We start from the raw sequence: 15,145 nt of genomic DNA, 5'->3' as shown, positions 1-15,145 counted from the left end.
AGGACCGTTGACGGAAGCAGACGAGCGCTCTGTGCGACAGGCCGACGCATCCGCACCGGCCGGGATGGGGCGCCGGAGATTCCTCGGGTATGTGCTGGCCGCCTCGACGCTGACCGTGGCCGCCGAACTCGGCGAGGCCGCGCTCGCGCCGGACGAGGCGGCGGCCGCCGTCCCGTCGCTGCCGGGGCCGGCCGAGATCTACGACCTCAACGACATGCTCACGCATGCGACGTTGCCGACGGCGAACCTGATCACGATCCGGATCGACCCGGACGGTACGGCGTCCTTCGCGCTGCCTCGGGCGGAAGTGGGGCAGGGGATCACCACCTCCAGCGCGATGTTGATCGCCGAGGAGCTCGACCTGCCGCTGGACAGGATCCGGGTCACGCTCGCGGACGCGCGGCCCGAGCTGCTGTTCAACCAGCTCACCGGCGGTTCCAACACCACGATCTCGACCTTCACGCCGATCCGGGTGGCGGCCGCCGTGGCCCGTGGCCGGCTGTTGGAGGCGGCCGCCCTGGAGCTCGGAGTGGCCCTGGACACCTTGTCCGCCAAGGCCGGTGTCATCACCTCCACGGTGACCGGAAAGTCACTGACCTATGGCGATCTGGCGGAGAAGGCCGCGTCCGTGACGACGAGTCAGCAGTCGGTCACTCTCAAGGATGCCGGCGACTTCCAGGTCATCGGCACCGCCCAGCGGCGCATCGACGCCCGCGACGCGGTGACCGGACGCAAGAAGTTCGCGATGGACCTGCATGTGCAGGACGCGCTGCCGACGATGGTGTGCCGGCCGCCGACGATCAACGGCACGGTCCGCTCGGTGGACAATCTCGCGGAGGTGCGGGCGATGCCCGGCATCACCGATGTCGTGACGGTCTCCACCGGTGTCGCCGTCCGCGGCCGTACGTTCGGCCAGTGCATCGACGCCGTGCGCGCGCTGAAGGTCAACTGGGGGCCGGGGAGTGCGGAAGGCGCCTCGGACGCCACGATCCGGGACGAACTCCGCCGAGCCGAACTCCCTCTTCCGTCCCTGGATCTGCTGACGAAGTCGGTGGACGCCCGGTTCACGTTCCACTTCGCCAGCAACAGTGCGCTCGAGACGAACTGCGCGATCGCCGACGTGCGCGAGGGCTCGGCGGAGATCTGGGGAAGCCTGAAGTCCCCGATCGTCGCGCAGGAGCAGATCGCGCTGAAGCTGGGACTGCCCGCCTCCGCGGTGAAGGTCCATGTCACCGAGGGCGGCGGCTCCTTCGGCCGCAAGCTCTTCCACGACGCCGCCGCCGAGGCCGCCGAGATCTCGAAGGCGATGGGCAAGCCGGTCAAGGTGATGTGGCACCGCACCGACGACTTCCGGCAGGGCCGTGCCCACCCGATGGCCACCTCGCGGGTGCGCGCCACCTATGCGCTGGGGAACGTTCTCACCTACGACCAGCGGCACACCTCCGTCGCCACCGACTTCGGCCATGGCGTGGGCGAGATCATCACCTCCGAGGCGGCCCGGCTGCCCGTCGGTGACCTCACCTTCTCGGAGACGATCTTCGCGCTGACCCAGCAGACCCCGTACAACTTCGGTGTCGTCACCCAGTTGCTGAGCGAGACCGACAAGGGGTTCAACACCGGCTCCATGCGCAACATCTACTCGCCGAACGTGCGCTGCGCACAGGAGCTGGTCGTGGACGAGCTGGCCAAGCGGATGGGGAAGGACCCCTACGCATTCCGTCGCGCCTTCGCGAAGGACGATCGGGTCCGGGCGGTGCTCGACAAGGTCGCCGAGGTCGGCGACTGGGGCCGGAGCATGCCCGCCGGGACGGCGCAGGGCATCGCGCTCCACCCCGAGTACCACGCCTGCGTCGCCGTCCTGGCCGAGATCGACTGCCGGCCGGAGACCACCGGGCGCAAGATCCGCGACGCCTGTACGGGGCCGCGCGTCACCAAGGTCGTGTGCGCCGTCGACGTGGGCCTCGCCGTCAATCCGCGCGGTCTCGAGGCGCAGATGATGGGCGGCATCATGGACGGTATCGCCATCACGCTCAGCTCGGGGCTCCACCTCGACAACGGGCATTTCCTGGAAGGAAGTTGGGACAACTACTTCTACACCCGTCAGTGGAACACCCCGCCCGAGCTGGAGATCGTCGTCATGCCGCCCACCACCGGACAGCCCGGCGGCGCCGGTGAGCTGGGCGTCCCGGCCACCTCGGCCGCCGTGGCCTGCGCCTACGGCCGCGCCACCGGCACCATGCCGACGACCTTCCCGATCAACCACGACGGCCCCCTCGGCTTCGAGCCGCTGCCCACCACCCCGCCCATCCCCGCGTCGCCCACCGACGGCCTCGGCCGCGCCTACTAGGAGCCACCGTGCCCGAACACACCTTCATCCTCAACGGCGAGCGGGTGACCGTCGACATCGAGGACGACGTCCGGCTGCTGTGGGTGCTGCGCGACGTCCTCGGCGTGACCGGACCGAAGTACGGCTGTGGTCTGGGCGTGTGCCAGGCCTGCACCAGCCACATCAACGGCAAGGCGTTCAACCCGTGCTCGGTGCCGGTGAAGGACATCGGCGCCGACGACGAGATCACCACCATCGAGGGTCTGCCCGCCACCGTGGGCAGGGATCTGCACCCGATGCAGGAGGCCTGGCTGGAGAACGACGTCGCCCAGTGCGGCTACTGCCAGCCCGGGCAGATCATGACGGCCGTCGCCAAGGTCCGCCAGGCCCGCGAGGAGGGCAGGGAGATCAGCGAGGCCGACCTGGACGAGATCCGCAACGTCTGCCGGTGCGGCACGTACCACCGCATCCGGGAGGCGATCCAGGCCGGGGCGAAGAAGTACTGAGGCGCGCGGTCGGCGGGCCCGACTTTCTGTCATGTGCACCGCCGGCCGGGCGAGCCGGACGTGACCAACGTCTCCCACGCTCCGAGGACCGTTCCCACTCGATCCTTGCTATTTCTTGTGTCTGGCTGGGGATGCGGCACAGCCACCGCGCGCGGTCAAAGAAATGAGGCCCGGCTTTAGCCGAGCGCAGGCCTGAAACGGCGATTCCCAGCCCACTCACTTCCCGGACTCCAGGTTCCGGGCCGGTTCGCCACGCGGCGCGACATGACACGGCACGTCGCGCCGCCCGGCAACGGTACGGCGGGGGGCAGGTCAGTCGCTTCCGGCTCCCTCGTGGACCACGGCCACCACATCGATCTCGACAAGGATGTCCATCAGATCGGACCCTACTGTGGTCCGCACCGGACAGGGCTCGGTGAAGAACTCCCGGTAGGCCGCGTCGAACCCGGCGAAGTCCCGCTTGAGGTGTTGCAGATGCGCCGTGACCTTGACGACGTCCTCCGGAGTCAGGCCGCGCTCGGCGAGTACGCAAGCGATGTTGCGCAACACCTGCGCGGTCTGTTCCCGGACCCCCTCCGGTACTGCACCGGTGGCCGGATCCTGCGGGCCGAACCCGGCCGTGAAGAGGAAACCGCCTGCCACCACGCCCTGGGAGTAGGCCCCGGCGGGACGGGGAGCGCCGGCGGTGCGTACGGCTTCCCTGCCCGTGTGTCGTCCCCCTGCCCTGGACCCGGTCTCGTCTCCCGTGCCGCCGCTCATCCCGTGAGGTCGCCTTCCCGCTCGTTGACCGCGGCGTAGTGCCGGAGCTTGTCCTCGTCGACGCTCACGCCCAGACCCGCTCCGGTCGGCACGCGCAGTCTGCCGCTCTCCAGGTGCAGCGGCTCGATGATGTCGTCGGCGTGCAGGTAGTACATGCTGTCGATGGCGCGGGAGAGCACCGGCGTGCTGGCGACGACGGCGAGATGCGCGGCCGTCGCGATGCCGAGTTCGCCTCCGCTGTGCAGGTTCATTCCGAGGCCGAAGGTCTCACAGTGCGCGGCGAGCGCCTTCGTGGCCGCGATACCGCCCCACTTGTAGACGTCGCCGTGGATGACGTCCACGGCGTTCAGCCGCATGGCCGGCGCGAACTCCTCGAAGCGGACGACACACATGTTGGTGCACAGCGGGATGCGCACCTTCGCCTTCACCTGGCTCATGCCCTCGATGCCCACGCACGGGTCCTCCAGGTACTCCAGGTCCAGTTCTTCGAGGGCGATCCCGGCGCGCACGGAGTCGGGCACGGACCAGGCCGCGTTCGGGTCGACGCGCAGGTCGACCTCGGGAAGCGCCTCGCGCAGCGCGCGCAGGACGGCGACATCGCCGGCCGCGTCCTTCGTGCCCTTGAGCTTGACGGCCTGGAAACCGCCCTCCGTCACGACCTGCCGGGCGTGTTCCGCCAGCGCCGCGGGCAGGTCCGCGCCCCGCGCTCCGGGCGCGTCCGCCCGGGTGATGAGCGCGGTGATCGGGACTTCGTCGCGCACGGGGCCGCCGAGCAGATCCGTGACGGACTGCTGGGTGGCCTTGCCCATGGCGTCCCAGCAGGCGACGTCGATGGCCGCGAGCGCGGCGTAGCCGAGATAGCCGTAGAAGAACGGCACCATGTGCTGCCTGCGGTGGAAGCGTTCCAGTGCGAACGGGCTGGTGCCGATCAGGTCGGTGGCCATGGACCGGACGATCGCGGCGACCGGCCTGCCCCACATCGTCTCGCCCCAGCCCTCGACGCCGTCGTCCGTGCGGATGCGCACAACAGTGCGGGTCTCGCCCGTCTTGGTCTCGAACGAACTGGTGAAGGGGTTGACCAGGGGGAGATTGACAACCCAGACGTCGACATCGGTGATCTTCATAGCTGCTCCTCGAAATCGTGGGACGGCCGGTGCGCGCGGGGGCGGCCCTCAGCGGCCGCGGTGTCCGGCCTCACCGCGTCGCGGCGTGGAAGGCCTGGATCGCCCGGGCCAGCCCTCGTGCCCTGTCGTCCAGCAGCGCACGGCCGCGTGCGGCGTCCGCGCCGGAGGGATCGTCCGTCGAACCCCCCACCCGCGCCCACTCTCCGTGGCGCTCCACGGTCAGGCCGGGATAGGGCGGCTGGTCGAACAAGGGGGGCGGCACGACCGGTGTGCGGGCGGGTACGGGCCGGCGTACCAGGTCCGGGCGGGCCGCCAGCATCAGCGATGTCTCGAACCATCCGGCATGGCCCGGGGTGACGTCCGGCCGGCCGCCATCGTCGTCGCCCGAGGTGATCGTCCAGTACGAGCAGGCGGCGACGGAGACCTCTGCGCGCAGGGCCAGCCGTTTCACGGCCAGGCGCATGATCTCGTCGTTGCCGCCGTGTCCGTTGACGACCATGATGCGGTGGTGTCCGCTGGTGACGAGCGAGTCCAGGACGTCGTCCAGGACGGCGCCCAGCGTGGCGGCGGACAGCGAGACGGCCGCGGCGAACAGGTGGTGGGGGCTGTGCCCGAAGGGCAGGGCGGGCAGCCGCACGACGTCGGGGCCCGACGCCTCCTGGGCGAGCAGGTCCAGCGCGCGGTCGACGACCGCCTCGACCAGGAGGGTGTCGGTGCCCATCGGAAGGTGCGAGGAGTGCTGCTCCTGCGAACCGATGGGCAGCAGGGCGATGCCTCGCTCACCGGCCTGGCGCACCTCGCGCCAGGTCAGTTGGTTCAGTCTCAGTTGACTCACGGTGCTATCTCTCCGAAACAGGGACGTGGCAAAGTCGGCGCATGGTTCACAAACGTTCTCCGTTGCGACTGGTGCCCGAGCCCGCGCCGCAGCGGACCGCACCCCGCGCACCGCGGCGGCTGGGGGCCGTCGAGCTGGTACCGGGCCGGGTCAGGGCGGCGGTGCTGTCCGTCGCGGGGCAGATCCTGGAACGCATCGAGACGTCGTACGACGCGGCCACCGCGACCCCGGAGGACATCGACACGGTCCTCACCGCGGCCGCCGCGTTCTTCGCCGGTCATGACCTCGGCGGGATCGGGGTGGCCGCCGCCGGGCTCGTGGATCCGCTGACCGGTCTGATCCTGGAAGTCAACGACGTGCCCGGACTGCACGGGTATCCGGTGACGGAGCGGCTGCGCGCGTTCACCGGACGGCCGGTGCGGGTGGAGCACCGGGCGAGGCTGCAGGTGCTCGGCGACCGTTTCTTCGGTGCCGGTCGCGGACGGCGCACCTTCGCCTCGGTCTCCACGGGCGAGGTGCTCGGGGTGGGAGTCCTCTACGACGGCGAGGTGCTGGCCCCGCCCGGCGGGCGCAGCGGCGCGCACATGACCGTCGCGGCCAGCGGCGAGCTGTGCACCTGCGGAAACCGCGGCTGCTGGAAGACGCTCGCCACCAGCGGCTGGCTGCGTGCCCGGGCGCAGGCCGCCGGACTCGGGGACGGCATGTCGCTGGAGGCCCTGGTCAGGCGTGGGGACGGGCCCGCCGCGCGGGTGGTGGAGGAGTACGCGCACAACCTCGCTCTGGGGCTGGAGAACGTGCAGCAGCTCTTCGCGCCCGGCCTGTTCATCCTGCACGGTGAGGCGTGCGAGGGCGGTGAGGGATTCCGCACGGTGGTCGAGGAGAGGCTGCGTGCCGCCGCCGCGTTCGCGGGCGCCGAGGAACCGCGGGTGCTGGTGAGCGAGGCCGCCGTGGACGATGTGGCGCTGCTCGGCGGCGCCGGACTCGTCCTGTCGCATCTGTAGTACGTGAGCTGTCATCGGCCTTCTTCGCTGGTGAGGGGCGTGCGGTCCGCGGCTCGGCGGCCCCTGCGCGGGTCCATGACCGGCACCGCGTCGAGCAGCTGCCGCGTGTAGGGGTGCTGAGGGCTGCGGAAGACCTGCCGCGCCTCTCCCACTTCCACCAGGCGCCCCCGCCGCATCACCGCGACCCGGTCGGCCACCTGCCCCACGACGGCGAGGTTGTGCGAGACGAAGACGTAGGTCAGGCGGAGCCGCTGCTGGAGCTCCGCCAGCAGGTCGAGGACGGTGGCCTGCACGGACACGTCCAGGGCGCTGGTGGGCTCGTCGAGCACCAGGAGGCGGGGCTCGGACGCGAGAGCACGGGCGATCGAGATGCGCTGGCGCTGGCCGCCCGAGAACTCGTGCGGGTAGCGGTCCTGGATGCCGGCGTCCAGGCCGACGGCCTCCAGGAGTTCCCCGACCCGCTGCCGGGTACGGGCCCTGCCGCGCCGCCCGCGGGCTGCCGGATCATGGGTGACGAGCGGCTCGGCGACGATGTCGGTGATCCGCATGCGCGGGTTCATGCTGGAGTACGGGTCCTGGAAGACGACCTGCAGCCGGCGGCGTACGGCGCGCAGCTCGGCCGCGGACAGGGCGGCGAGGTCCCGTCCGTCGAAGCGCACGCTGCCCGCGGTGGGTTCGAGGAGCCGGAGCAGCAGCCGGGTCAGGGTGGTCTTGCCGCAGCCGGACTCGCCGACCAGCGCCAGGGTCTCGCCCTCGTGGACGTCGAGTGTGACGTCGTCGACGGCCACGTTCACCGTCCTGGTGCCGAACTCCTTGCGCAGCCCGATGAGTTGCAGCAGGGCCTGGCCGGCGGGTGCCGGGGTCTCGGTTTCGGTGTTCACACCGCCTCCAATCGCGGGGTGGCGGCCAGCAGTCTGCGGGTGTAGTCGTCGGCCGGACGGTCGAAGACGTCCACGACATCGCCGCTCTCGACGACTTTGCCCTTGTTCATGACCACGGCCCGGTCGGCGGTCTCCGCCACCACGGCGAGATCGTGGGTGATCAGCACGACCGCCATGCCGTGCTTGTGCTGAAGGGTGACGAGCAGGTCGAGGATCTGGCGCTGCACGGTGACGTCCAGGGCGGTGGTCGGCTCGTCGGCGATCAGCACCCGGGGGCGTCCCACCAGGGCCGTCGCGATCATCACGCGCTGGCGCAGGCCTCCGGAGAGTTCGTGCGGGTACTGCCGGTAGCGCAGTGCGGGGTCGGGGATGCCGACCTCGTCCATCGCGGCGAGCGCGGCTTCCCTGGCCTCGGCGCGGGACACGCCGGTGTGGTGCCTGAGCACCTCGGCCACCTGCGCGCCGACGCGCTGGAGGGGGTCGAGACACGTCATCGGGTCCTGGAAGACCATGGCGATGTCACGGCCTCTGATCGCGCCGAGCTCCTTCTCGGAGAGCTTCAGCATGTCCCGTCCGTCGAAGAGGATCTCGCCGCCCGCGTAGACGCACGGCGGAGTGGGGTTGAGGCCGAGGACGGAGAGCGCGGTGGCGGACTTGCCACTGCCCGACTCCCCGACGACGGCGAGCGTCTCGCCGGCGTGGACGTGCAGGGACACGTCCTGGACGGCGTGTACGACGGAGGTGTCGAGCCGGAAGTCGACACTGAGACGGCTGATCTCCAGCAGTGGTTTCGCGTCCGCCGAGCGGCGGGACCGGTCGCGTGCCGGTCGGTCCGTGGTCATCGTCGGTAGGCCTTCGGGTCCGCGACGTCCCGCAGGGCGTCGCCGGTGATGTTGATGGCGAGGGAGGTGAGCATGAGCGCGATGCCGGGGAACACGGCGACCCACCAGGAGGTGCCCAGGTAGAGCTGACCGTCGGCGAGCATGGAGCCCCAGGTCACCGTCTCCTTCGGCACGCCCAGTCCCAGATAGCTCAGGGACGCCTCCGCGACGATCGCGGCGGCGACGTGCAGGGTGCCGATGGTGGCGAGAGGGGCCGTCACGTTCGGCAGCAGGTGGCGGCGCATGATGGTGATGTCGGTGACGCCGATCGCCCGTGCCTCGGTGACGAAGTCGCGCGAGCGCAGCGACATGACCTCGGACCGCACGACGCGGGCGTAGGAGACCCAGCCGGTGAAGCCGAGGACGAGGATCACGTACCAGAGGCCGGAGCCGAGGAATCCGACGATGGCCAGCGCCAGGAGCAGCGCCGGAAAGGCGAGTTGGACGTCGGCGAGCCGCATGAGGACCCGGTCGGCCCAGCCGCCGAAGTATCCGGAGACCAGTCCCACGGCGGTGCCGACCACTCCTGCGAGCAGTGCGGCGCCGGCGCCGACGAGCAGGGAGACGCGCGCTCCGTAGATGACGCGGGAGAGTATGTCGCGGCCGAGCTGGTCGGTTCCGAGCAGGTGGGCGCCGCTGCCCCGGCTCTGCCAGGCGGGCGGCTGCAGCCGCAGCAGCAGGTTCTGCGCGTTGGGGTCGTACGGTGCGATCAGTGGTGCGAACAGGGCGGCCGTCAGCAGGAGCACGAGTACGGCGAGTGCCAGGACGGCGAGCTTGTTGCGCAGCAGCGCCCGCAGTACGCGGAGGCCGGAGCCGGCGGCCGGTGCCGCGGCGGGGGCCTGGCCGGTCGCCGCGGCCGGTGACATGACGGTCATCGTGACGTCCTCACCCTCGGGTCGAGGAAGCTGTAGGAGAGGTCGACGAGCAGGTTCACCACGACGAAGGTGGCGGCGAAGAACAGAACGGTCGCCTGGACCAGGGGGAAATCGCGGTTGGAGATCGCCTCGATGGTCAGCTGTCCGACTCCGGGCCAGGAGAAGACCCGTTCGGTGAGGATCGCACCGCCCAGCAGGCTGCCCACTTCGAGGCCGACGATGGTCACGACCGGCAGTGAGGCGTTGCGAAGTCCGTGGGTGAGGACCACCTTCAGCGGGCCGAAGCCCTTGGCACGGGCGCTGCGGATGTGGTCGGAGGACAGGACCTCGATCAGCGAGGAGCGCAGCAGACGCGCCACCACGGCGACGGAGTAGACGGCCAGGGTGACGGCGGGCAGGACCAGGTTGGCGAAGGTTCCGTAGCCGGAGGCGGGCAGAGCGTGCAGTCCGACGGCGAAGACCAGGATGAGCAGGATCCCGACCCAGAACGGCGGGGTGGACTGGCCGAGCAGGACGCCGGTCATCACGGCGCGGTCGGAGCCGCGCCCGCGGCGCATCGCGGCGAAGACACCGGCGGGGACGGCGATGAGGAGGGTCACGGCCATGGCCGCGGCGGCGAGTTGGATCGTGGCGGGGAGCCGGTCGGCCAGGATCTGGCTGACGGGCTGGCCGTAGGCGAGGGAGTTGCCGAAGTCGAGGCGGGGCAGCCCCCACAGGAAGTCGATGTACTGCGTGAACAGCGGCCGGTCGAGGCCGAGGGAGGCGCGCAGCGCGCTTTCCTGTGCCGCGGTGGCATCGGGGGGCAGCAGGACCTTGACGGGGTCGCCGGAGAGCCGTACGAGGAAGAAGGAGACGGTCGCCGTGCACAGCAGGACGAACACGGCGGTGCCCAGGCGCCTCAGGACGAACAGCACGAGCCGTGTGGCATGGCGGTCGTGCCTCCGGTCGGACGTCGCGGCGGGCGGTCGGTCCAGGGCGATGTCGCTCATCGGGAGATCACCGCACTCTCCATGGCAAGGACGCCTGCGGATCCCGGCTTCCAGTGGGGCCGGCTGTTGCGGGCGTAGATGTTGTCGATCTGGTAGAGGAAGACGAAGGGTGCTTCCTCACGCATCAGGCGTTGCAGGTCGGAGAAGGCCTTCTCGCGCTCCGCGGGGTCCTGCGAGAGCTCTTCGATGTCGATGAGGCGGTCGGCTTCCGCCGAGTGCCAGCGGCTCTGCCGGCGGTCCCGGCGGACGTTCGACTGGACCATGCTTTCGCCGTCCAGCGTCCACACGGTGCTGGCCGCCAGGTAGATCGGGCCGAGCGCCCCCCGGTTGTCGGAGGTGAGCCGCGCCGCGTACGTTCCGGGGTCGAGGAGGTTGACGCGCGCGCGCACCCCGGCTCTGGCCAGCAGACCCGAAAGGGCCTCCGCGACATTGGAGTCGACGTTGGACGCGGTGAGCGTCGTGGAGAAGCCGTGCGGGTAGCCGGCTTCGGCGAGCAGGGCGCGCGCGGTTTTCACCGAGCGGGTGAACGGCTTGACGGAGGGGTCGAAGCCGAAGGCGCCGCGCGGGATGAGGGCGGGGGTCTCGGTGGCCTTCCCGTCGAGCACCGCCTTGATCAGCAGGGGCACGTCGACGGCGTGGTTGAGCGCCTGGCGCACCCGGCGGTCCTGGAGCGGACCCTTCTCCAAGGTGTTCAGGGAGAGGTAGGAGGTGCGGATTCCGGTGAAGCCGTCCAGGCTGACGCCGGAGTAGCCGTCGAGCTGCTGAGCGGCGTCGGGGGTGAGCCCGGCGACGAGGTCGACGCCGCCGCTCTGGAGGGCGGCCAGTGAGGACGAGGCGTTGGGGGCCGGGCTGAAGACGACGCCGTCGACGCTCGGGCGGCCCTGCCAGTGGCCGTCGTAGGCCCGCATGCGCAGTTCGTGGTCGCGCTGCCAGCTGACGAAGGTGAACGGGCCGGTACCGACCGGATGTGCGGCGAATCCGGCGTCGCCCACCTCGGACAGGTAGCGGGGCGGCACCACCACCCCGCCGAACAGGGAGAGTTTGGCGGGCAGGATCGGATCGTGCACCGTGGTGTGGACGTCCACGGTGAGCCGGTCGACGACGGCGACGTCCTTGACGTAGCGCAGCTCGACGATGGGTGACTTCGTCGCCGGGTCGAGCAGTCGCTCGATGCTGAACGCGACGGCATGCGCGTCGCACGCCTCACCGTTGTGGAAGGTCACCCCGGGACGAAGCCTGAACCGCCACGTCCGGGCATCGGTGGCGGTCCAGGACAGGGCGATCCGGGGATGCAACTGGTTGTCCCGGCCGCGTGTGGTGAGCGTGTCGAACATGTTGATCAGGACGTTCATCGACACCATGTCGCCCTGTTTCTGCGGGTCCAGCGTCTTGGGGTCTCCGGGTTGGGAGACCCGAAGGATGTTCCCGGCCCGGCCTGCCGACGTACCGCAACCGCTCAGGAATGCCGGAGCACCGAGAGCTCCGAGCAGCAGACCACCGGCCCGCAGGACGTCGCGGCGGGGCGGATGGATGCGGTCCACGATGCGCCCCTGACGTATGCGTTCCATTGAACAACACGTCCGTTCCGTCAGATGGAATGTGGTTGCGCTAAGCTAAGCGACATGGCGAAAGCGGTCAACACCCGATCCGTCGAGCAGGAACCCGTGAAGGGCCCCGTCGACAAGGCGATGGAAGTGCTGGAAGCACTCGTCCAGCCCGGTGGCCCACACCGGCTGGGCGACCTCGCACGACGCACGGGCCTGCCCAAACCGACGGTCCACAGACATCTGCGCACGATGGCGGAGCACGGTTTCGCCGAGCCCGCCGAGGGCGGCAGCTACCGCGCGGGTCCCCGGCTGCTGGGCCTGGCCGCCGCCGTCCTCGACGACGACGCCGCCCTCGAACTCGCCCGGCCCGTCCTCGCCGACCTGCGCCGGCGCACCGGGCACGTCGCGCTCTACGCGGTGCGGCACGCGTCCGAGGCCGTGTACGTGGAGCAGTCGGAGCCGGCCCGCGAGTACCGTATGAGCGCGCGGCCCGGACACCGTTCGCCGCTCCACGCCTGCGGCGTGGGGCTCGCCATGCTCTCCGCCCTGCCCGCCGAGGAGAGAGCCGCCTTCGCCTCCCTGCACGCGTCGGCGTCCGAGGCCCGGACACCGCACACGATCACCGACCCGGCCGCGCTGCGCGCGCTCCTGGCGCAGGCGGCACTGAGCGGTTACGCCGTCGAGGACGAGTACGACGAACCGGACGTGCGCTCGGTGGCGGCTCCCGTCCTCGACGCACAGGGGCACGTCGTGGGTGCGATCGGCATCTCCGGCCTGACCTTCACCATGGACTCCGACAGCGTGGCGGTCTTCGGGCCCATGGTGCGCGCCGCGGCCCGGACGGTCTCCGCCGGGCTCGGTGCGCGGACGCCGGCCCTGGGCGCGGTGGGCACGTCCGATCGGGGTGAGCGGGAATGAGCGCCCTGGCCGAGCCGATCGCCGCCGGACGCGAACAGCACGTCTACTCGGGCGCTGCCTGGTCCGTCGGCGGCGCGGACGGACCGCTCGACCGCGGCCGGCACGGCACCCGGAGCTGGGACGGGCCCACGCTGGACGGCAGTGAGCTGTGGGATCTGGCCTCGGTGACGAAGCCGGTCGTCGGGCTCGCGGTGATGGCGCTCGTCGAGCGCGGCGCACTGACGCTCGACAGCACGGTGGGCGACCTTCTGCCCGGATACCGGGACGGCGACAAGGCAGACCTGACGGTACGCCAACTGCTCACCCACACCTCGGGCATCCCCGGACAGGTACCGCTCTACCGCGACCACCCCACCCGCGCCTCGCTCCTGGAAGCCGTACGCCTGCTGCCCCTGACCGCACGGCCGGGTACCCGCGTCCAGTACTCCTCGCAGGGTTTCATCATCCTCGGTCTGATCGCCGAGGCCGCGACCGGGCAGCCGCTGGACACCCTGGTGGACCAGCTGGTGTGCGCGCCGCTCGGAATGAGACAGACCTTCTTCCGTCCCTCTCCCGCACATCGCGCGCGGGCGGTGGCCACCGAGGACTGCCCCTGGCGTGGCCACCTGGTCACCGGCGAGGTCCACGACGAGAACGCGGCCGTGCTCGGCGGAGTCGGCGGGCACGCCGGCCTGTTCACGACGCTCGACGACATGGAACTGCTCGGCGCGGCACTCGTCGGTGACGGCCGGGGCGTGCTGCGCCCGGAGACGTTCGCCCTGATGACGGCTGCCCATACCGACCACCTCGGGCTGCGGCGGGCGCTCGCCTGGCAGGGCCGCGACGTGGTCGGCTCGCCCGTAGGGACCGCATTCGGCCCGGACTCCTACGGACACACGGGATTCACCGGAACCAGCCTCTGGGTCGACCCCGCCGCGAAGCGCTATGCCGTGCTGCTGACCAACCGAGTGCACCCGACCCGGGACGGGGACGGCATCACCGCCGTACGCCGCGCGTTCCACACCGCGGCCGCGGCACTGTCCGCCCGGTCACCGGCCGGCTGAAACCCGCGGGTGCCTATGTGCGTCCGACGGGCAGGGTGAGCTCGCGGGTCGCAGTCCGGCGGCTTGCGCGGTGAGCGTGAGGCGGCCCGGCTGCTTGGCGGGGCGCAGGATCGCCAGCGGCGTCGGGGACGCGGTAGATACCCGAACCCGAGTACCAGCGGCTGGTCTTGCCGCTGTTGTCGACCCGCACGGCCGACACGTTGGTGCCCTCGCGGTTCAGGTGCGGGGTCAGGGCGTGGGCGAAGGAGGTGTAGCCGTAGGGGTGGAAGCCCAGATGGACACCGTTGAGCCGGACGTCCGCGTTCTGGTAGACACCGTCGAACCTCAGCTCGACGTGCGCCTCGCTTCCGCCGTGGGCCGACGCCGCAGGGTCCTCGGGGAACCGCGGCAGCTCGAAGTGTTTGCGGTACCAGCCGATCCCGCCGACCGTGTGCGCGGTCGAGTCACCGTTCTGGCTGTTCAGCCGGTCGAACGGCCCGATCGCCTGAGGTGCTTCCGGCGCCGTCGGATCGGGGTCCTTCACCGCCGGCAGGGAGGGGTCGCTCGTCGCGGCGCCGTCACCGGACGTGGCGTACGGCAGGTCCTCGATGCTCCAGTCGTGAGGAAGGTCCGGAGTCCGCCAGGAGCCGTCGTCGAACGAGGTGTTCCTGAGCGCCACTGACGTCGCCTCGGAAGAACCGCCAGTCCTCGTCGAAGGACCGCTCTCGCACCCACTTGCCCGGCTCCGGGGCCTCACGACCGAGGGCGGACGCCGGCTGATCCACTCCCAGAACCACCGATCCCGCGGCCACCGCGCCGAGCTGAATGGCCTGACGTCGCGTCACGCCCCCTGCGGCGCCGCCCGGGGGCTGCCGCGCTTCACCGAGCACGGGCCCCGAAGCCTCGCCGGCCTGTTCGCGCTTGCTGATCGCCTTGTTCCCCGCCGCCTCAAATGTTCGAGTGGCCGAACGTCAATCGATATGCTGAACCAGGGCGCGCCTACAGAAGCGTGAGCAGAACCCGCCTGCGCGTCAAGGTGTCTGTCGTGCCCACGGCTCCCGACTTCGGTGGATCGCCGGGTCGGGCGCGGGCGCACCGGGACAACCGGAATCGCCGATCGCGAGGGCGGGGCCGCGTGCGTGGTCGCCGCCGGACCCGCTGGGCTGGGGCGAGGCGAACCGCGACAGGGTCGACGCCTGGCTGAAGTGGCACAAGGCTGGAAAGAGGGGCTGGAGGACGCCCGGCGGGCGGTGTGCACCTGCGCGCACCGCTCGCCGGGCATTGCCGCTTCCCGGGCTGTTTTCCGACGTCACCGACCCCTTGACACCCTCCACGGCGACGGGCACATTGAGTTGCGCGACATGAGTCGAGTTGCGCAACAAGCAACTGAACCGGTCTCAAGTTCGGAGGTTGGGCGATGGCGGGACCTCGAGTGGTGATCATCGGAGCGGGTGTCGTGGGGGCGGCTCTCGCGGACGAGG

Annotated in this window: 14 protein-coding genes; 5 read left to right on the top strand and 9 right to left on the bottom strand. The window is 70.7% G+C overall.

What is annotated here, in order from left to right:
• The first annotated feature begins 64 nt into the window (after window positions 1–64).
• Together IE318_RS40155 and IE318_RS40150 are read left to right on the top strand one after the other, a co-directional pair.
• Window positions 65–2,347, top strand: a complete 2,283-nt coding sequence (locus IE318_RS40155) for a xanthine dehydrogenase family protein molybdopterin-binding subunit (protein WP_189907844.1) — start codon at window positions 65–67, stop codon at window positions 2,345–2,347.
• A gap of 8 nt (window positions 2,348–2,355) precedes the next feature.
• Window positions 2,356–2,832 (top strand): (2Fe-2S)-binding protein, encoded by a 477-nt coding sequence (locus IE318_RS40150; RefSeq protein ID WP_030178608.1) that lies wholly within the window; start codon window positions 2,356–2,358, stop codon window positions 2,830–2,832.
• A 312-nt stretch (window positions 2,833–3,144) separates the two neighbouring features.
• Here IE318_RS40150 and IE318_RS40145 read toward each other — a convergent pair whose 3' ends face one another.
• From IE318_RS40145 to IE318_RS40135, 3 genes are all read right to left on the bottom strand, one after another.
• The gene (locus IE318_RS40145) at window positions 3,145–3,591 is read right to left on the bottom strand and encodes a RidA family protein (RefSeq protein WP_189907822.1); all 447 of its coding nucleotides are present in this window, start codon (window positions 3,589–3,591) and stop codon (window positions 3,145–3,147) included.
• A complete protein-coding gene (locus IE318_RS40140) occupies window positions 3,588–4,715 on the bottom strand; it encodes a mandelate racemase/muconate lactonizing enzyme family protein (RefSeq protein ID WP_189907821.1) in 1,128 nt (375 codons plus the stop codon). The genes IE318_RS40145 and IE318_RS40140 overlap by 4 nt, the downstream gene beginning before the upstream one ends.
• Window positions 4,716–4,785: 70 nt before the next feature.
• On the bottom strand, window positions 4,786–5,550 hold the full coding sequence (locus IE318_RS40135) for a creatininase family protein (RefSeq protein WP_189907820.1): 765 nt from the start codon (window positions 5,548–5,550) through the stop codon (window positions 4,786–4,788).
• 41 nt (window positions 5,551–5,591) lie between these two features.
• Between IE318_RS40135 and IE318_RS40130 the strand changes: the two genes are divergently transcribed.
• A complete protein-coding gene (locus IE318_RS40130; protein WP_189907819.1) occupies window positions 5,592–6,551 on the top strand; it encodes an ROK family protein in 960 nt (319 codons plus the stop codon).
• An 11-nt stretch (window positions 6,552–6,562) separates the two neighbouring features.
• On the opposite strand, the gene IE318_RS40125 is transcribed toward IE318_RS40130, so the two are convergent.
• Genes IE318_RS40125 through IE318_RS40105 form a run of 5 tightly spaced genes read right to left on the bottom strand, consistent with a single transcriptional unit; the run spans window position 6,563 to window position 11,745 of the window.
• Complete coding sequence (locus IE318_RS40125) at window positions 6,563–7,432, bottom strand: ATP-binding cassette domain-containing protein (RefSeq protein WP_189907818.1); 870 nt, start codon at window positions 7,430–7,432, stop codon at window positions 6,563–6,565.
• Window positions 7,429–8,274, bottom strand: a complete 846-nt coding sequence (locus IE318_RS40120) for an ATP-binding cassette domain-containing protein (protein WP_189907817.1) — start codon at window positions 8,272–8,274, stop codon at window positions 7,429–7,431. The genes IE318_RS40125 and IE318_RS40120 overlap by 4 nt, the downstream gene beginning before the upstream one ends.
• A complete protein-coding gene (locus tag IE318_RS40115; RefSeq protein ID WP_189907816.1) occupies window positions 8,271–9,188 on the bottom strand; it encodes an ABC transporter permease in 918 nt (305 codons plus the stop codon). Before IE318_RS40115 ends, IE318_RS40120 begins: the two co-directional genes overlap by 4 nt.
• A complete protein-coding gene (locus IE318_RS40110; RefSeq protein ID WP_030178626.1) occupies window positions 9,185–10,177 on the bottom strand; it encodes an ABC transporter permease in 993 nt (330 codons plus the stop codon). Before IE318_RS40110 ends, IE318_RS40115 begins: the two co-directional genes overlap by 4 nt.
• Entirely contained in the window at window positions 10,174–11,745 is a 1,572-nt protein-coding gene (locus IE318_RS40105; RefSeq protein ID WP_189907815.1) for an ABC transporter substrate-binding protein, read from the bottom strand. Before IE318_RS40105 ends, IE318_RS40110 begins: the two co-directional genes overlap by 4 nt.
• Window positions 11,746–11,799: 54 nt before the next feature.
• On the opposite strand from IE318_RS40105, the gene IE318_RS40100 reads away from it, so the two are divergent.
• Together IE318_RS40100 and IE318_RS40095 are read left to right on the top strand one after the other, a co-directional pair.
• Window positions 11,800–12,642: an IclR family transcriptional regulator gene (locus IE318_RS40100; RefSeq protein ID WP_030178631.1), complete on the top strand. Its 843-nt coding sequence runs from the start codon at window positions 11,800–11,802 to the stop codon at window positions 12,640–12,642.
• Window positions 12,639–13,685, top strand: coding sequence for a serine hydrolase domain-containing protein (locus tag IE318_RS40095; protein ID WP_189907814.1), 1,047 nt, complete (start codon window positions 12,639–12,641; stop codon window positions 13,683–13,685). Before IE318_RS40100 ends, IE318_RS40095 begins: the two co-directional genes overlap by 4 nt.
• Before the next feature lie 13 nt (window positions 13,686–13,698).
• Here the strand turns inward: IE318_RS40095 and IE318_RS40090 are convergent, their stop codons facing one another.
• On the bottom strand, window positions 13,699–14,343 hold the full coding sequence (locus IE318_RS40090) for a sugar-binding domain-containing protein (RefSeq protein ID WP_229904082.1): 645 nt from the start codon (window positions 14,341–14,343) through the stop codon (window positions 13,699–13,701).
• Window positions 14,344–15,145: the final 802 nt, after the last annotated feature.

Origin of the sequence: Streptomyces spiralis (assembly GCF_014654675.1) — a bacterium.
Lineage (GTDB): Bacteria > Actinomycetota > Actinomycetes > Streptomycetales > Streptomycetaceae > Streptomyces > Streptomyces spiralis.
This window is presented reverse-complemented; position numbering and strand designations above follow the sequence as displayed.